This window comes from Paenibacillus foliorum (genome assembly GCF_013141765.1).
GTDB lineage: Bacteria > Bacillota > Bacilli > Paenibacillales > NBRC-103111 > Paenibacillus_S > Paenibacillus_S foliorum.
The window spans coordinates 131,059-147,298 of the sequence record NZ_WHOD01000119.1 but is presented as its reverse complement, the minus strand read 5'-3'; the positions used below and the strand labels follow the sequence as shown (position 1 = coordinate 147,298).

Genomic DNA, 16,240 nt, shown 5'->3' with positions numbered 1-16,240 from the left:
TTAAAGGTAGAGGTGATGTTTCTATGAAAAGTGGAGATGGGGTCATACTCGTTCTTCTTTTGTTGGTATTGGGCATTTGGCTATTTTTTTATATTCGAAATCGGATGAATAATATAGTGCAGAATGGGGCCACTCCAACGATCCCAGAAGATGATGAAACAGTGTCAGAGGATGATGTTACGCAGTTGTTATCTGAAGAAGGTTATAGCATTGTTAGCGGCAAGCAGCGAATTCCCATTCAAATATCTATAAATGATGATGCGGAGCTTTTGCAAAGTCGCTTGTTTATAGATTATTTTGCCGAAAAGGATGGATTTTATTACGCAGTAAAAATAGCTAAGGATCGCAGGCCACTGGACATGAGAGGAAGCGCCCTTCGAGACCGATTATTAGTATACCAGCTGGTTTACCCACAAACGTCCGGTGTGTTATATGTTGACCTTGGACAGAGTAAGGTGAGCTTGATTGTGTTTGAATTAGATACCGAAGAACACGCTGGATAAGATAAAATACATACGCTTACTAACTAGCCTTTTCGAAGGAAAAGATTAGTTGAGATTATGCTTACGATTAGGAGGTAACCAATGAAAGGCCAAAGGCACATAAAAATAAGAGAAATTATAACCAACAATGAAATAGAAACGCAGGATGATTTGGTTGATCAACTGAGGTTATCTGGCTTTCCTATAACACAAGCAACCATCTCACGCGATATAAAGGAATTACATCTGATTAAGGTGCCGCTGGATGATGGGCGATACAAATATTCGGTTCCAGCAGATCAGCGTTATAACCCAATGCACCGTCTTAAACGTGCTCTAAATGATCACTTCGTCCATATTGACTATACGGAAAATTTGGTCGTATTAAAAAGCTTGCCAGGTACGGCTAATGCAATTGGAGCATTAATTGACAGCTTAGAGTGGAACGAAATTATGGGGACGATTTGCGGTGACGATACGATTTTGATCATATGCCGAAACAAAGACCAGAGCTCTGTAGTGGTCAATCAGATTTTATCCATGTTAAGTTAACGGGAGAGATAACGATGCTGCTTGAAATATCTATACGAAACTTAGCCGTAATTGAGTCTGTTCACCTGAATTTCCGCAAAGGCTTTCATGTAATTACCGGAGAAACAGGAGCGGGGAAATCAATTATCATCGATGCTTTAACCCTTGTCGCAGGTGGAAGAAGTTCAGCAGATTTAGTTCGGTATGGCAGTGACAAAGCTTATATAGAAGCATTGTTCCACATTGAGGTGGGCCATCCTGTCTGGCAGACCCTCGCAGGGCTTGGCATCGAAGCTGATGCGGAAGAACATTTGATCATTCGCCGCGAGATTACTTCTCAAGGTAAAAGCACTAGCCGAATTAATGGACAATTGGTTAATTTATCAGGGTTAAAATCAGTCGGGGAATGGCTTGTTAATATTCATGGACAGCATGAGCATCAATCTCTGTTCCATGTAGACGAGCATATTCGCTGGCTTGATTTGTTTGGAGAAACGGAGATTGGGCCATTTAAGCGCGACTACCAGGAAGCTTATAATTCCTACATACAAATTCGAAAAAACTTGAAAGAGCTTGAAGAAACAAGTAAGCAGTCGCTGCAAATGCTGGATTTATATCGATTTCAAGTGGAAGAAATTACTTCCGCTAAATTAAAAATTGGTGAAGATGAATTATTAGCCGAAGAAAAGCGCAAACTAGCCAATGCGGAAAAATTATTCCAACACGCTTCTGATGCTTATGAACTTGTTTACGGCGGGAAAAAAGGTTTGGAGTCGATAAGCAAGGCTGTTCAAAAGCTTCAAGATATCACTTCGCTTGACCCTGTTAAGCTACAACCTATTATGGAACAAGCGCAGAATGCTTATTACCAGCTGGAGGATGCCGCCTACCAAATTCGAGATTACCGCGATGATATAGAGTTTAATCCTGCCCGTCTTGATTTTATTGAGCAAAGATTGGACACGATCTCGTCGTTACGAAGAAAGTACGGGGAAAGTGTTGCAGATATTTTGCAGTATTTAGTTAAAATTCAAGAGGAATTAGATTTGATTGAAAATAAAGATGAGAAGCTGCAGGAGCTTCAGAAGCAAGAACAGCAGATTATCTCCGTTGTAAGAAGTTTAGCACGCCAATTATCTGATCAGAGACAGGTGACTGCAGAAAGACTGGCAGGTGAAATTGTTTCAGAGTTGCGTGATTTACATATGGAAAAAACTCAGTTTAAAGTACAGGTTTCATTCAATGAGAATGCTTTATCCGCAGATGGTGCTGACAGTGTTGAATTTCTTATTTCAGCAAATCCAGGGGAGCCGCTCAGATCCTTAAGTAAAATTGCTTCCGGTGGAGAAATCTCAAGGGTAATGCTGGCTTTAAAATCAATTTTTGCAAGAGTTGACCGTATCCCTGTGCTTGTTTTTGATGAAGTGGATACAGGAGTAAGCGGAAGAGCTGCTCAGGCTATTGCTGAGAAGATGTCGCGTTTGTCCCGCAGCTGTCAGGTGTTTTCAATAACTCATCTACCTCAGGTTGCTTGCATGGCTGATGCTCATTATCGCATTCATAAAACAACAGACGGTGAAAGAACATTTACCCATGTTGACGACCTGCAAACTGAAGGACGAATTCATGAGCTTGCTCGTATGCTGGGCGGTGTAGAGGTTACAGGGACCACTTTACAGCATGCTCAAGAAATGCTCGATTTGGCAAATGACAAGAAATCAAGGATGTAAAGTCAAGTGAGGCATCATTTTCTGTTATAAAACGAAAGGTGTGGGGATACCTTAAGGGTACGCAAAACGGCGGTGAGAATTTGCCGCTGTAGCAGAGGAAGCAAGGGAGCGTGACACCATGAGTTCCAACCAAAAAAAGAAATTGATTGGCTTGCTGCTCGTCTTCTTCGTTTGTCTGGGGAGCCTATCCACACCTTTCCAGAGTTTCGCCTCGTTTCCCGAGGAGCTCCGGCTTTTCACTGGCCAACAAGCAAGTCTCCAGCTGACAATGCCCGTCAGTGCACAGGTTACAGTGAATAATCCGGAAATAGTCAAGGTTAATGGTTCAACCAAGCACTCATTTCAAGTAGATCTCCATAATCCAATTTCTTTGGAATCCTACAAAGCAGGTCAAGCTGAAATGAAACTTAAGCTTTTTGGCAAAATTCCCCTCAAAACAGTTAAGGTTAATGTTGTCCCCGATCTTAAAGTTATTCCTGGAGGGCATACAATTGGTGTTAAATTGAAGTCTGCAGGCGTTCTAGTTGTCGGTCATCATTTAGTAACGATTGCAGATGATAAGAAAATCTCTCCAGGCGAGGATGCCAAAATTCAGCTAGGCGATTTGATTGTGAAAATAAATGGGAAGCCATTGACTGATGTGTCAAAAGTTTCTGAGCTTGTTGCCGCGGCAGGAGAAAATAAAAAACCGCTGACGCTAACAATAACTCGAAATAATGAAACCATTGAGCTTCAAGTTCAGCCTTCCTATGATGTTGCGGACAAGACCTACCGTCTAGGCTTGTATATTCGCGACTCGGCTGCTGGTGTAGGTACATTAACCTTTTATGCGCCAGATCAAGGCGTGTATGGGGCCCTAGGACACGTTATAACGGATATGGATACACAGACTCCGATTACAGTCGGTTCAGGAGAAATCGTGCATTCTAATGTGACTTCAATCTCGAAAAGCCAGAATGGGGAACCGGGGGAGAAAAGAGCTCAATTTTCAAAGGAAAGCAAGGTTCTTGGAAATATTGAGAAAAACACATCATTCGGAATTTTTGGTAAAATGGCTGAACTGCCTGATCATGGACTGACTAAAGAAGCGCTTCCTGTTGCATTTGCTGAAGAAGTAAAGGAAGGACCAGCTCAAATATACACGGTTGTGAATGGTCAGAAGGTCGAGAAATTCGATATTGAAGTTATCCATGTGGCCAAACAAGATTTCCCTGCAACTAAAGGGATGGTAATTAAGATTACAGATCCTCGTCTGATTGATAAAACAGGTGGTATCGTTCAAGGGATGAGTGGAAGTCCGATTATCCAAAATGGAAAAGTAATTGGCGCAGTGACGCATGTATTCGTGAACGATCCTTCAAGCGGTTATGGTTGTTTTATTGAGTGGATGCTTCAGGATGCGGGGATTATGCTTAGACCGGCGCCAACAACAATAACAGAGCTGAAGGCAAGTTAATTGCCCTCAGCTTTTTGTTTGTTAGTTTATCACTGCATTTGTCGAATAATGTATATCCTTGATGTAAAATTATCATTATAAAATAAAAATGAAAAAAAATCCAGAAAAATAATTTTCGACAGAAGGATTTTTATTTAGCCTGTCGAAAGTATACATTAGGAAAATCATGTAAACATAATTTTGTCGCCATTTGAAGGAGGAAAAACCGTTGCAAATGATTGAAGTTTTATTAGCCGATGACAACCGTGAATTTACAAACCTTCTATCTGAATTTATCGATGAACAAGAGGATATGCATGTAGCTGGTGTTGCATATAACGGTAACGACGTTCTACGATTGATTGAACAAAGTAACCGTGTGCCAGATGTTTTGATTCTTGATATCATCATGCCTCATTTGGATGGCTTGGGTGTGTTGGAGAGGCTTCGTGAAATGGACCTTAATCCTCAACCAAAGATAATTATGTTAACTGCCTTCGGCCAAGAGAATATTACACAAAAAGCAGTTCAGCTGGGTGCTTCCTACTATATTTTAAAACCGTTTGATATGGAGATTTTAACAAATCGAATTCGTCAGCTAGTTACTAGCAATCAAAGTAATTCAATCATGTCTACGTCTTCCAGCAGCATGAGAGCAAATATTGTCCAAATGCCAAAGGGTAAAAACCTGGATGCGAATATTACGACGATCATTCACGAAATAGGAGTGCCAGCGCATATCAAAGGCTATCAGTATTTACGTGAGGCTATTACAATGGTTTATAACAATATCGAAATTCTGGGTGCAATTACAAAAACATTATATCCGGCAATTGCCGAAAAATACAAAACAACCCCGAGCCGCGTAGAACGTGCTATCCGTCATGCGATTGAAGTCGCTTGGACGCGCGGCAACATCGACAGCATCTCGCACCTGTTCGGCTACACGATTAATATATCGAAAGCTAAGCCTACCAATAGCGAGTTTATTGCGATGGTGGCGGATAAGCTGAGAATCGAGCATAAGGTTAGTTGAAAGGGTTAGGAGCCTTGTGTGTAAGGGATTTCGGAGGTTGGAAACTACTTCCTAATAATTAATGAAAGCCAATAAACATTTGTGAACCGCCGATTAAATTTTCCCATCTCACCCGATAAATCTTAGGATTTATTGGGTGTTTATGTTTGTAGGGGTCCTTAGATAGTTATTATTGAGTCTAGGGAATGTAGAAAAAGGAACAAGCCTCCAATGAGGCTCCAAATTAAGAACTATGTAATAGATTGATACGAGGTTACCCAAACGAAGCCAAGATTCTTTGCTATGGGGTATTTTGGAGGTTACAATGAAACTACCAAAGATCATGAGATTTACGGCAATATTAGCTACAGTATTGGTAGTATCAGCGTGTGGTGATCGCCAACCTGAAACTCAAGTTTCTGAAGCTAAATCGCAAGTAAGTTCTTCTCCTACGACTGTCACTAAGGCAGCGCTAGATACTGAAAAGTTTAATGCTTTTGTAAAGAACATCCAAGGTGCAGTGTTAATAAAGAGTTCTGTCATCGCTAATTCGAATGAAGCTCACATTGAATTTTACGAATCCTATGATAATTTTAAAACAGCCAATATAGACTCAAAGCTTAGCAAAGATGATTTCAATAATTTTTGGGCAACAGATGACGCAATAAACAAAGTCTTAATGGAAGAACCAATAATACTATTAAAGGAATTCCCTGACCTGCAAAATGTCTCTATGAGTCTGTCCTATCAAGATAAAACGTATTTTGTTAATGCAGATCGCTCGACTGTAGAAGACTATTTAAACGTTAAATTAGCTTCGATGGACCACGTGGTGTGGACAGACAAAGTTGTTAATAAATTTTTTACAAAAGACGAGAGATTAAAGTACTCAAGGAAATTCATTAAAATCTCTTGATGAAACAAATAAGGTGGTTTAGAAATGAGGCCAAAGAAAATAATTATTTGTTTGCTGCTGTTGCCCCTCTTTGGTTGTGAGTCTCAAACAAATGATATTTACTTAATTCCAGAAGGCTATGAGGGCAGGATTAAGGTTACATATAATGTAGAGGGTGCCCCGGCACTTATAAAAGAAAACAATTTTGACGTTATCCCAGTTAAAGATGATGGTACTTTTTCTACTTCTAATGTGAATATGGAATATGGAACTGTAACAGATAAATATTATCTAGTAGATAAAGAAGGAAAGAGAAAGCCAGTGGAAAAGGAGTGCATTAGTTTACTAGGGACTGGTTCTTCACAAGAAGGGAATGGAAGAATATATCCACACGTTGAATTAGAAATTACCCAGACCCGGTGTAGCCAAGATTTTATGTTATGGGGTAAATAAATGACTTTAAAAACTGACTTTTATGGTGAAAGAGGGTCTGCTGTAGCCTTTATCTATAATGGTTCAAGTAAATTAAAAAAGTATAACCATAAAAGCTGACGAAAGTAAGCTGTGGGTTTCTATATTTTTATGAATGATAAAAAACGCCAGGATTATTCATCCCGACGCTTTATGTTAAAGACACAATGCTTAAAGCTTTGCAAGGTATTCGTCGAGTTGGCCGAAGGTTCCAGCAAATCCTTGTTGCATAGAGCCGTGCATGGAGTAGAAGAATTGGAGTTCCTCTTCCGTAGCATTAATAGGTCCTCCACGCATCGTTAATATTGTCTTGCCTTCATCCTCCGTAAAGGTGAAGACATTTTGGATTTCGAGAGGGAACGCTTGGCTAAAAGGTGCCCGGACCGTATTGCCTTCTGGATCGGAGAAGGAATTGACGAAAACGAGCTTTTCAGGCGAGATGATTTCTTGGTACACAAACTTGCCCCACATTTCGTGGCCATCAGAGGATTTCATGCAGTAATGAAAAATTCCCCCAGGACGTATATCAAATTTTGAGACACTAATTGAGAAGCCTGTGGGTCCCCACCAGTTCGCTAAGTGTTCTGACTCAGTCCACACCTTGAATACCAGATCACGCGGAGCATTGAAGGTGCGTGTTATAACCAATTCATTTTCATGATTTGTTGCGGACATATTTAATTCCTCCTAATTTTGGTTGTTTTTAAATAAATAATGAAACTCCATAATGGTTAAGTTATTTTGTACTACCTTAATGATGCTGCTCTAAGTCTTTTGTGGTATAAAACGTAAGACCCAAATATCACAAGGAATCCGATTAAGAAAAATACTAATCCAATGGCAGGGTCACCCACTGCCAAGCTCGAATAAGCTGCGCCCGTCAAATCGAAAACCAAACCTGCATAAGCCCACTCCTTAATTCTCGGAAAGCCTGGCACAAGAATCGCTACTATCCCTAATATTTTGGCAACTCCCAGAAAAGGAAGCAGGTAAGCGGGATAACCTAAATGAGCAAATAAAGTTACTGCATCGGGAACAGACAATAAATCCGGAATAGCCCCCACACCCATTAATACTACCGTCAGTACTGTACAGATCCAGTAGCCAATTGTTATTTTTTTCATTTAAGTATCGTTCCCTTCTTTGGGTAAGTAAATTCTCAGATACATGACTCATTACCGGTTTACTTGAGCTGCCTTTTTAGAGATGCGCCAATAGTTTGCTAGAGCTACTGCTTGTCGTCGGGGGGCACTTCCTTTCTTTGCAGCTCTAGCAAGTAATCGTCCAATCGATCGAATCTTTCGTCCCAGACACGTCGGTAGGACTCCAGCCAGGTGTCAAGCTCCTTGAACGGGGTGGGCCGCAATTTGTAAATCCGTCGATTAGCGACTGCATGAACCTCAACGAGTCCAGCATCACAAAGTACTCGGAGATGCTTGGATGTCTGGGGTTGGTTGAGGCCAAGTTGTTCGGCAACTTCCCCTACAGAAAGGGGACCGTTACGTAAGAGTTCGACTATGAGTAATCGATTGGGCTCGGCAAGAGCGCTAAAAGTGGTGTTCATGATCACAATATACTTTATTCGGAATATTCCTGTCAAGGAATATTCCGAATGATTTTTTAATTTGCCCAATGAAGTAGTAAAAAGTAACGTCTTTATAAAACAAATAGGAAAGCCCGTCGGCTCAATGAACCAACGGGCTTTCCTAATCATAAGGTGAATAGTTATGTACTGCGAAAGGCTATGTTATTAATTTGCTTTAAAACAAATACCTTAAACTAGAAGGGTGAGGGACGCGAACTTACGTCCGAGTAGCATTGTTCAGCGCGATCTAACCAGCCCTCAGGAAGGTGTTCATTAATAAAGCCTTGAAGCTGAGGGAAGAAAACGGATAAATCATGAATAAGCTTCTCGTAAGTGTTTAGCATGGTATCAAAGTCCGATCCAATGTCATCCATTAGAAGTTCCTTCAATGCGGCATCGTTATCCGTGAAGTCACGATACATTAGTCCATCATAAATTTCCGTTATCAGACCATTCTGAACCCGAACAATTTTTTGACATATATTTTGCATTGTCCCTACCCCTTACGCTAAGATTGACCTAATTATAGCATAGAAAAAATGCACAAAATGTAGAATATTGTTGATCAACTGGTTTATTTTACAAATTATGGAGGTTTATTTATGATTTTCGACTATTATGAATTAGAATCTTTACAGAGTGGTTTTTTGACGATTATTGTGGGTTGTCGTTTTGCAGATGAGCCTGATGAGCTTTATGTGATTCAATTGGACACATTGCAGGATGGAACTGTTCAGGAGCTTAAATTATATTTTAATGGTAATGATTGCAAGTATACTTTCAAGCCTGATGAATGCGCATTAATAAAAGATTACCTTGTAGGTGAATTGGCTGATTCAGATTATGCTAACTGGTATCAGGGAGGCTTAAAGTTTTGATTAAATAACCAATGTGTAAAAGCAAACCAGGTGGATCAAGCCGAGGTTTGTTTTTTTGTATTTCGTAAATTTTGATTCATGCATGAGAATGATGTTTTAAACAGATTATAGAAATGGAGTCATATTAATGCCAGTACCTTAAATGCAGAATCGGATAGACAGCCGGTACTTACTTTTGCATAAGCGGAGTGGCAGGAGAAAGCGAAGTGCTGATCGATGGCAGTAAGCAAAAGGCATTCACTTCAGCAGTCAATGGTTACCAGAGGGGTGGCACAAGTAGACCGGTTAACGAAACGGCTGCTTCAAAATATTTCGCCAGGAAGCGTTGCTGTCATCCACCATGACGATTTGGATGAATTGGCTGCTAGTGGTCTAATTCAGGCTGAGGTTAAGGCTGTGGTCAATGCTGGACAAACGATGTCAGGTAAAACTCCCGGACATGGACCTATGCTATTGTTGAAAAGCGGTATCCCGATCGTTGAGATAGAGCCTATTTGGTTTCCTATGATTCTAAATCAGAAAGAGCTAATGATATACAGTGATGAAATCGTAGTGGACGATGGTCTTATTATTCCCTGTAATCCTTTTACAAAAGAAAAGTGGCTTTATTTAAATTTATCTGCCAAAAACCTTATGCATGAACAATTGCGCGAGTTTATTGACAACACATTAACCTATGCACAGGTTGAACGAGAAGTTGTACTTAAGCCGTTGCAATGTCCGGAAATGAGTACTGTTCTCGAAGGCAAGCATGTTCTTATTGTTGTAAGAGGACGTGAGTTTAAACAAGATTTAGCTGCACTTCGAGGATACATTAGACAGAAACGTCCTGTCCTTATCGGTGTTGATGGAGGAGCTGACGCTCTGTTGGAACAAGGTTATATTCCGGATATTATTATTGGGGATATGGATAGCGTGTCAGATTCAGCTTTGCATTGTGGTGCTGAGCTTATTGTACATGCCTTTCGAAACGGTCAAGCTCCTGGTTTGGAACGGCTGCGCGCAATGGGTCTCCAAGCGGTAACGCTAGCTTCATACGGAACAAGTGAAGATATGGCCTTGCTGCTATCCTACGATAATCAGTGCGAGCAGATTGTGACAGTCGGATTGCATAGCAGTATGTATGATTTCTTGGAAAAGGGCAGACAGGGAATGGGCAGTACTGTTCTTGTCAGAATGAAGGTTGGGGATAAGCTGACAGATGCCAAAGGAATAGGGAAGCTAACGGAACTGCAAGGAAATTACAATTAATACAGGCTGCTTAGAAATTCGTTGTTTTGGCTCCGCTATTTTTGGATGCTTTTGTCGTTTTATAGGAAAGGGGCTCCAAATATGAAGGCAATGCTGGATGTATCCATAATAATCCCTGCTTGGAATGAAGAGATGTATATAGCTGAAACTTTGAAGGCCATCTACAGGTCTGCTGCTGATAAAACAAATGGCTTCTCTTATGAGCTAATTGTTGTTGATGATGGAAGTACGGATGAAACTTATTCTAGAGCTATCCCATGGGCGGATAAGATTGTTCGTCACCCTTTTCGCCGCGGTAAAGGGGCGGCAATGAATACTGGAAGTAGGGCATCGCGAGGTAATGTGTTGGTGTTTCTAGATGCTGACTTAGAAGCAACAGCGCAATGGTTCCCTGAGCTTATTGCGCCAATTAGTGCGGAACAAGCAGACATGGTTATTGCACGTCTACCTGCAGCGAAAAAACGAGGCGGCTTCGGTTTTGTGAAAATGCTGGCGAAACATGGAGTATACCGCCTGTCTGGATTCGAGACAACTGCGCCATTGTCCGGTCAAAGGGCTATACAAAGGGAAGTGATGGAACGTATTGGCCGAGTATCCGGTGGCTTTGGCGTAGAGGTTGGTCTGACCATAGATGCTGTGAAGTTAGGTTATAGGGTGCAGGAGCTGATGATTCCATTTGCACACAGGGAAACAGGGCGGGATATGCAAGGCTGGTTGCATCGAGGCAAACAGCTATGTGCTGTCGGAGAAACGCTGTGGACGCGCTGGACAAAGCCGATATGCTGATAATAGTCATGCTGCTTCAATGTGGACTACTGGCGCTGGCTAGCCGGGCCTTGTTACCATTAATGTCGAGCTTTATGGAGGCGCATGGATTAGTAGACAGGAATTATCGAGGTGAAACTATCCCAACGGCATGTGGGCTATTGTTATGGCTCCTAATATTACTGGAGACGGTAATCATATCGGTTTTGGACAGGTTATGGGGGGAGGAAGGATCCTTTATAGGTCAACACTTCTCCCTGTTTATAACTTATTCAATGAGTCTCAGTGTAATAGCATTATTGGGCTTCATGGACGATGCGTCAGGAATGAAAGAAGTAAAAGGGATTGCGGGTCATTGGAGACTGTGGAAGGAAAGCAGGCTACTCAGCACAGGGCTGTTAAAAGCTGCTGGAACAGCAATAGCAGCAACAGTGTTTGTGCTCCAACAAACGGAGATATCCTTCTTACAGTGGGTCTGTTGCACTCTTTTACTAATGCTTATGACAAATGGGATGAATCTACTGGATTTACGGCCGGGCCGAGCGTTAAAAAGTTTTTTTGCATTGTCTGCTGTTTTACTGACCTCTGGCATTTGGTTATATCCTAGTACGGTCATGGAAAACAGCTTGGCTACAAGCTTGTGGCTTCTACCCTTTATCCTTCCTTTGATGATTGGTGCCTGCTTTCTGCTTGGCCCGGATTTGCGGGGGGAGCTGATGCTGGGCGACACGGGAGCCAATATACTGGGCTTTGCAGGTGGCTGCTGGGTGATCCTTTCTGCCGGATGGATGATGCAGGCTGTATGGCTGATTTTGATGGTATTCTTGCATATTTTGACTTGGCGATCTTCACTGAGTACTCTTATAGAACGCAATCGTTTGCTTCATTGGTTTGACCTTTTAGGTCGACACGGTAGAGTTTAATCGCAGACAACGACTTCGCAATGTGTAGGTTAGCTTTTAGACTAAAGAATCCTATAAGTTTCTCGAACATAGTGCGAAGTGAAGTAGCAGCTGATACTATAAAATCAACGAAGAAAAACTCCAAATCGGAGTTTTTCTAAGAAGTACATAGGAGCCGCACCATCTCAGGTGAAGGCTTTTATTGTCTTTTACGCTTTACTTTGAAGCGGGGAGCGACATAATTGCGCTTGCGGTCACGGAAAAAAATCCATCCTCCAAGGTAGGAAACTCCTGCCAAAAATAAGATCAGTCCGATGACCAGCTTTCCCCATTGTATATGAGGTTCCGCCTCAATTGCTCCGAACTGGGCGAACCAAGCATCTTTCATAGCTAAAAATCCATAGGTAGCCATAACTCCGGGTATGACTAGCATCATTACAGCGATAAAACGGGCAATCATAACTTTCATGCCGAGCTCCTTTTCTTCCTGCTTAGTGCAAAACTACAAGTTTTAAAGTACCATATTATTGACCATATTTCATTCATCTTTCGCAAATTGTGCTATATTTATCACATGAAATAGGGTTACAATAAGAGAATCATAGATTAAACTACTGCTTATGTAGTAACTTTTACTATATAAAATTAAGCAGATGCTTAGGAAGATTTGTTTTGCTAAAGCAAAACTCATAGGAGGTTGAATAAACATGACGCAAGCTTTTGACATCGTAATCCTCGGAGGAGGAACGGGAGGATATATAGCAGCCGTCCGCGCCGCACAATTAGGAAAAACGGTTGCCGTCGTGGAACGAGAAAAGCTCGGAGGGACATGCTTGCATCGCGGCTGTATACCTAGCAAGGCATTGCTGCGCAGTGCAGAAGTATATGCAACTATGCTGGATAGCGATAAGTATGGCATTGAAGCGTCCTCCGTACAATTGAATTTTCCCAAAGTACAATCACGCAAGCTCAGCATAGTAGAACAGCTGCATAAGGGTGTCCAATACTTAATGAGTAAGCATAAGATACAAGTGTTTTACGGTAATGGCCGTATAATTGGGCCTTCGATCTTTTCACCGAGAAGCGGGGTTGTTTCCGTGGAGCAAGACGATGGAGAAATTATTACACTTACACCGGAGAAGCTGATCATAGCAACTGGATCGAGGCCTAAGCAGCTGCCCGGTCTAAAGACTGACGGAAGCTTCATTATTAGCAGTGATGAAGCGTTGGAGCTAGAGGCATTGCCCTCCTCGATAATCATAGTTGGTGGAGGCGTCATTGGCGTAGAGTGGGCTTCCATGCTAAGTGACTTTGGGGTTAAGGTGACGGTTGTTGAATATGCATCCAGATTACTGCCTACTGAGGATACCGACATTTCCAAAGAAATGGAGCGGGTGCTTAAGAAGAGGGGCGTTCAAGTTCTGACCGATGCCCGCGTTTTAGCGGAAGATACGAGGGTTGACGCAGGACAAGTAACCGTCAAGTTTGAACGCAAGGGTGAGCAGCAGCAGCTTCAAGCGGACAAGGTGTTGGTAAGCGTTGGACGTCAAGCTAACGTTGAAGGAATCGGATTGGAAGGCACCGATATTAAGATCGACAACGGTGCTATTCGCGTTAATGAATTCATGCAAACGACAGAATCGCACATATATGCTATTGGAGATGTCAATGGAGGGCTGCAGCTTGCCCATGTCGCTGGTCATGAAGGGATAATTGCAGTGGAGCATGCAAGCGGGCTGAAGCCTCATATCTTCGGTGCGCATCAAGTACCGCGCTGCGTATATACACGTCCGGAAGCGGCCTCTATTGGGTGGACACAGCAGCAAGCGTTGGATCGTGGACATGAGGTTAAGGTCGGACGGTTTCCTTTTTCTGCGCTTGGAAAAGCTCTGGTTAATGGCGATTCCGATGGTTTTGTTAAGGTCATTGCTGATAAAAAAACCAATGATATCCTTGGTGTTCATATGATCGGCGCTCATGTAACTGATTATATTTCCGAAGCCGCATTAGCCCAAGTATTGGATGCAACTCCTTGGGAGGTCGGACAAACTATTCATCCACATCCGACGCTCTCTGAGGCATTGGGTGAAGCGATGCTGGCCGTGGATGGCCGCGCGATTGGGATTTAATTGATACATAGAGTGGGCCAATTGCGGTATTTATTTGTTTTAAAAATTGTGTTCATTTTTAAAACGGTTTATAATATACTTATAGAGGTAAGTATTAGTACCTAGTAACAATTATGGAGTTAGAAGGGGGTTGCACCCATGTCTATCGGACAATTAGCGAAGCACCGCAAGCTTGGACTGTCTGACGAGCGCGCAGTTGAGATGTATAGATTTATGCAAAAAGCAAGAAAATTTGACGAGCGGGGATTTTTATTGCAGCGTTCGGGTAAAATTGGGTTTCACGTTTCCGGGATCGGTCAAGAGGTTGCTCAAGTAGCGGCAGCCTTTGCGTTGGAACAAGGAAAAGACTATTTCTTGCCATATTACCGTGATTACGGGTTTGTACTTTCTGTAGGGATGTCTGTTACGGAATTAATGCTATCCGTGTTTGCAAAAGCAGAGGATCCGAATAGCGGAGGCAGGCAAATGCCTGGTCATTTCAGTCATAAAAAACTCAATATTGTGACGGGCTCCAGCCCAGTAACAACGCAAGTCCCACACGCTGTTGGGTTTGCTTTGGCTGCAAAAATGAAGAAGCAGGATTTTGTCTCCTTTGTAACCTTTGGAGAAGGCTCAAGCAATCAAGGTGATTTCCATGAGGGTTGTAATTTTGCCGGCGTTCATAAACTGCCTGTCATATTAATGTGCGAGAATAACCAATATGCAATCTCGGTCCCGCTGCATAAGCAGATTTCAGGAAGTATAGCAGAGCGTGCAGCAGGTTATGGTTTTCCCGGCATCAAGGTAGACGGCAACGATGCTCTGGAGGTTTACCGTGTTATGAAGGAAGCGCGTGAGCGTGCTATCCGCGGTGAAGGACCAACACTGATTGAAGCTGTAATGTACCGGATATCGCCGCACTCCACATCCGATGACGATATGCTCTATCGTACGAAAGAAGAAGTGGAAGAGAATCGTGCGAAGGATGGAATTCCGAAATTTAGGAAGTATCTGGTTGATTGTGGCTTGTGGAGCGATGAACAGGAAACAGAGCTTCTGGAGCAGCTGAAGCAGGAAATTACGGATGCTACACGTTATGCGGAGCAAGCTCCCTTTCCGTTACCAGAGGACACATTAAGGCATGTCTATGCAGAAGAAGGGGAGGTGCGGTAATGGCGGTTATTACTTATTTGGAAGCCATCCGTTCCGCCATGTATGAAGAGATGGAGCGGGATGAATCCGTATTTGTTCTTGGTGAGGATGTCGGTAAAGGCGGCGTTCTGAATGCAACCAAAGGGCTTCGTGATAAATTCGGTGAAGATCGTGTTATGGACACACCATTGGCAGAGTCGGCTATCGCTGGGGTCGCAATTGGCGCTGCAATGTACGGAATGAAGCCAATTGCTGAAATGCAGTTTGCTGATTTTATTTTCCCAGCAACGAATCAAATTATTAGTGAAGCAGCACGTATCCGTTATCGTTCCAACAATGATTGGAATTGTCCGATTGTTGTTCGTGCGCCTTATGGTGCTACCGGCGGCGGTGCACTCTATCATTCACAATGCCCGGAATCGGTTTTTTTCGGAACACCAGGCTTGAAAATGGTAGCTCCATCTAATCCTTATGATGCAAAAGGGTTGATGAAAGCGGCGATTCGCGATGCGGATCCTGTGCTTTATTTTGAACATAAAAAATGTTATCTCGGCGTGACCGGTGAGGTGCCTGAAGGTGACTATGTAATCGAAATTGGGAAAGCTGATATTAAAAGACAAGGAACGGATATTACCGTTATTTCCTACGGTATTACCGTACAATATGCGCTGCAAGCTGCCGAAGAGCTAGCTAAGGAAGGTATCAGCGTGCATATTTTGGATTTGCGTACGATTCAGCCTCTAGATAAGGACGCTATTCTTGAAGCAACCTCTAAAACGGGCAAGGTGCTGATTATCCATGAGGATAATAAGACAGGCGGAGTCGGAGCTGAAGTATCGGCGATTATTGCCGAAGAGCTGCTTTTTGAACTAGACGCACCGATCAGAAGGCTGTGCGCTCCCGATGTACCGGCAGTTGGAATGAACCCGCCCATGGAGAAGTTCTACTTGCTAAGCTCGGATAAGATTAAGGATGCTATGCGCGATCTAGCGGAATTCTAGGAGGTCCCCCTCCCAAACCCTCCCTGAGGGGAAAATCCC

General features: G+C 42.6%; 19 protein-coding genes. 14 read left to right on the top strand and 5 right to left on the bottom strand.

Annotated elements, in window-relative coordinates; genetic code table 11:
* Nucleotides 1-23 precede the first annotated feature (23 nt).
* The 7 genes from GC093_RS31530 (at nucleotide 24) to GC093_RS31500 (ending at nucleotide 6,541) form a co-directional block, all read left to right on the top strand.
* Nucleotides 24-503, top strand: coding sequence for a hypothetical protein (locus GC093_RS31530; protein WP_171655904.1), 480 nt, complete (start codon nucleotides 24-26; stop codon nucleotides 501-503).
* Nucleotides 504-584: 81 nt separating this feature from the next.
* On the top strand, nucleotides 585-1,034 hold the full coding sequence (gene ahrC, locus GC093_RS31525; protein WP_171655903.1) for a transcriptional regulator AhrC/ArgR: 450 nt from the start codon (nucleotides 585-587) through the stop codon (nucleotides 1,032-1,034).
* Between the two features lie 14 nt (nucleotides 1,035-1,048).
* Complete coding sequence (gene recN, locus GC093_RS31520; RefSeq protein ID WP_171655954.1) at nucleotides 1,049-2,743, top strand: DNA repair protein RecN; 1,695 nt, start codon at nucleotides 1,049-1,051, stop codon at nucleotides 2,741-2,743.
* Between the two features lie 118 nt (nucleotides 2,744-2,861).
* The gene (gene spoIVB, locus GC093_RS31515) at nucleotides 2,862-4,199 is read left to right on the top strand and encodes a SpoIVB peptidase (RefSeq protein WP_171655902.1); all 1,338 of its coding nucleotides are present in this window, start codon (nucleotides 2,862-2,864) and stop codon (nucleotides 4,197-4,199) included.
* A 208-nt stretch (nucleotides 4,200-4,407) separates the two neighbouring features.
* The gene (gene spo0A, locus GC093_RS31510; RefSeq protein WP_171655901.1) at nucleotides 4,408-5,214 is read left to right on the top strand and encodes a sporulation transcription factor Spo0A; all 807 of its coding nucleotides are present in this window, start codon (nucleotides 4,408-4,410) and stop codon (nucleotides 5,212-5,214) included.
* Nucleotides 5,215-5,518: 304 nt separating this feature from the next.
* Nucleotides 5,519-6,109, top strand: a complete 591-nt coding sequence (locus GC093_RS31505; protein ID WP_171655900.1) for a hypothetical protein — start codon at nucleotides 5,519-5,521, stop codon at nucleotides 6,107-6,109.
* 24 nt (nucleotides 6,110-6,133) lie between these two features.
* Complete coding sequence (locus GC093_RS31500) at nucleotides 6,134-6,541, top strand: DUF6843 domain-containing protein (protein WP_171655899.1); 408 nt, start codon at nucleotides 6,134-6,136, stop codon at nucleotides 6,539-6,541.
* A gap of 189 nt (nucleotides 6,542-6,730) precedes the next feature.
* Here the strand turns inward: GC093_RS31500 and GC093_RS31495 are convergent, their stop codons facing one another.
* The 4 genes from GC093_RS31495 to GC093_RS31480 form a co-directional block, all read right to left on the bottom strand.
* Nucleotides 6,731-7,234, bottom strand: coding sequence for an SRPBCC family protein (locus GC093_RS31495; protein ID WP_171655898.1), 504 nt, complete (start codon nucleotides 7,232-7,234; stop codon nucleotides 6,731-6,733).
* Nucleotides 7,235-7,305: 71 nt separating this feature from the next.
* Entirely contained in the window at nucleotides 7,306-7,683 is a 378-nt protein-coding gene (locus GC093_RS31490) for a DoxX family protein (protein ID WP_171655897.1), read from the bottom strand.
* A gap of 104 nt (nucleotides 7,684-7,787) precedes the next feature.
* Nucleotides 7,788-8,123 carry an ArsR/SmtB family transcription factor gene (locus GC093_RS31485; RefSeq protein WP_171655953.1) on the bottom strand — a complete coding sequence of 112 codons (336 nt, stop codon included), beginning with the start codon at nucleotides 8,121-8,123 and terminating at the stop codon, nucleotides 7,788-7,790.
* Between the two features lie 215 nt (nucleotides 8,124-8,338).
* Complete coding sequence (locus GC093_RS31480) at nucleotides 8,339-8,635, bottom strand: hypothetical protein (protein ID WP_171655896.1); 297 nt, start codon at nucleotides 8,633-8,635, stop codon at nucleotides 8,339-8,341.
* Between the two features lie 111 nt (nucleotides 8,636-8,746).
* Between GC093_RS31480 and GC093_RS31475 the strand changes: the two genes are divergently transcribed.
* The 4 genes from GC093_RS31475 (at nucleotide 8,747) to GC093_RS31460 (ending at nucleotide 11,961) form a co-directional block, all read left to right on the top strand.
* Nucleotides 8,747-9,022 (top strand): hypothetical protein, encoded by a 276-nt coding sequence (locus GC093_RS31475; protein ID WP_171655895.1) that lies wholly within the window; start codon nucleotides 8,747-8,749, stop codon nucleotides 9,020-9,022.
* Nucleotides 9,023-9,238: 216 nt separating this feature from the next.
* Nucleotides 9,239-10,273: a putative cytokinetic ring protein SteA gene (steA, locus tag GC093_RS31470; RefSeq protein ID WP_171655894.1), complete on the top strand. Its 1,035-nt coding sequence runs from the start codon at nucleotides 9,239-9,241 to the stop codon at nucleotides 10,271-10,273.
* Between the two features lie 81 nt (nucleotides 10,274-10,354).
* A complete protein-coding gene (locus GC093_RS31465) occupies nucleotides 10,355-11,059 on the top strand; it encodes a glycosyltransferase family 2 protein (protein ID WP_246315730.1) in 705 nt (234 codons plus the stop codon).
* A complete protein-coding gene (locus tag GC093_RS31460; protein WP_171655893.1) occupies nucleotides 11,008-11,961 on the top strand; it encodes a hypothetical protein in 954 nt (317 codons plus the stop codon). Before GC093_RS31465 ends, GC093_RS31460 begins: the two co-directional genes overlap by 52 nt.
* A 178-nt stretch (nucleotides 11,962-12,139) precedes the next feature.
* Here GC093_RS31460 and GC093_RS31455 read toward each other — a convergent pair whose 3' ends face one another.
* A complete protein-coding gene (locus tag GC093_RS31455) occupies nucleotides 12,140-12,409 on the bottom strand; it encodes a DUF2627 domain-containing protein (RefSeq protein WP_171655892.1) in 270 nt (89 codons plus the stop codon).
* Between the two features lie 238 nt (nucleotides 12,410-12,647).
* Between GC093_RS31455 and lpdA the strand changes: the two genes are divergently transcribed.
* From lpdA to GC093_RS31440, 3 genes are all read left to right on the top strand, one after another.
* Nucleotides 12,648-14,069, top strand: a complete 1,422-nt coding sequence (gene lpdA, locus GC093_RS31450) for a dihydrolipoyl dehydrogenase (protein ID WP_171655891.1) — start codon at nucleotides 12,648-12,650, stop codon at nucleotides 14,067-14,069.
* Between the two features lie 138 nt (nucleotides 14,070-14,207).
* Nucleotides 14,208-15,221, top strand: a complete 1,014-nt coding sequence (locus GC093_RS31445; RefSeq protein ID WP_171655890.1) for a thiamine pyrophosphate-dependent dehydrogenase E1 component subunit alpha — start codon at nucleotides 14,208-14,210, stop codon at nucleotides 15,219-15,221.
* Nucleotides 15,221-16,201 carry an alpha-ketoacid dehydrogenase subunit beta gene (locus GC093_RS31440; protein WP_171655889.1) on the top strand — a complete coding sequence of 327 codons (981 nt, stop codon included), beginning with the start codon at nucleotides 15,221-15,223 and terminating at the stop codon, nucleotides 16,199-16,201. The genes GC093_RS31445 and GC093_RS31440 overlap by 1 nt, the downstream gene beginning before the upstream one ends.
* The last annotated feature ends 39 nt before the right edge of the window (nucleotides 16,202-16,240 follow it).

Bases quoted from the DNA above. Each gene is read 5' to 3' on its own strand.
- GC093_RS31530 (WP_171655904.1), top strand. From the start codon at position 24: ATGAAAAGTGGAGATGGGGTCATACTCGTTCTTCTTTTGTTGGTATTG.
- ahrC (WP_171655903.1), top strand. From the start codon at position 585: ATGAAAGGCCAAAGGCACATAAAAATAAGAGAAATTATAACCAACAAT.
- recN (WP_171655954.1), top strand. From the start codon at position 1,049: ATGCTGCTTGAAATATCTATACGAAACTTAGCCGTAATTGAGTCTGTT.
- spoIVB (WP_171655902.1), top strand. From the start codon at position 2,862: ATGAGTTCCAACCAAAAAAAGAAATTGATTGGCTTGCTGCTCGTCTTC.
- GC093_RS31505 (WP_171655900.1), top strand. From the start codon at position 5,519: ATGAAACTACCAAAGATCATGAGATTTACGGCAATATTAGCTACAGTA.
- GC093_RS31500 (WP_171655899.1), top strand. From the start codon at position 6,134: ATGAGGCCAAAGAAAATAATTATTTGTTTGCTGCTGTTGCCCCTCTTT.
- GC093_RS31495 (WP_171655898.1), bottom strand. From the start codon at position 7,234: ATGTCCGCAACAAATCATGAAAATGAATTGGTTATAACACGCACCTTC.
- GC093_RS31490 (WP_171655897.1), bottom strand. From the start codon at position 7,683: ATGAAAAAAATAACAATTGGCTACTGGATCTGTACAGTACTGACGGTA.
- GC093_RS31485 (WP_171655953.1), bottom strand. From the start codon at position 8,123: ATGAACACCACTTTTAGCGCTCTTGCCGAGCCCAATCGATTACTCATA.
- GC093_RS31480 (WP_171655896.1), bottom strand. From the start codon at position 8,635: ATGCAAAATATATGTCAAAAAATTGTTCGGGTTCAGAATGGTCTGATA.
- GC093_RS31475 (WP_171655895.1), top strand. From the start codon at position 8,747: ATGATTTTCGACTATTATGAATTAGAATCTTTACAGAGTGGTTTTTTG.
- steA (WP_171655894.1), top strand. From the start codon at position 9,239: ATGGCAGTAAGCAAAAGGCATTCACTTCAGCAGTCAATGGTTACCAGA.
- GC093_RS31465 (WP_246315730.1), top strand. From the start codon at position 10,355: ATGAAGGCAATGCTGGATGTATCCATAATAATCCCTGCTTGGAATGAA.
- GC093_RS31460 (WP_171655893.1), top strand. From the start codon at position 11,008: ATGTGCTGTCGGAGAAACGCTGTGGACGCGCTGGACAAAGCCGATATG.
- GC093_RS31455 (WP_171655892.1), bottom strand. From the start codon at position 12,409: ATGAAAGTTATGATTGCCCGTTTTATCGCTGTAATGATGCTAGTCATA.
- lpdA (WP_171655891.1), top strand. From the start codon at position 12,648: ATGACGCAAGCTTTTGACATCGTAATCCTCGGAGGAGGAACGGGAGGA.
- GC093_RS31445 (WP_171655890.1), top strand. From the start codon at position 14,208: ATGTCTATCGGACAATTAGCGAAGCACCGCAAGCTTGGACTGTCTGAC.
- GC093_RS31440 (WP_171655889.1), top strand. From the start codon at position 15,221: ATGGCGGTTATTACTTATTTGGAAGCCATCCGTTCCGCCATGTATGAA.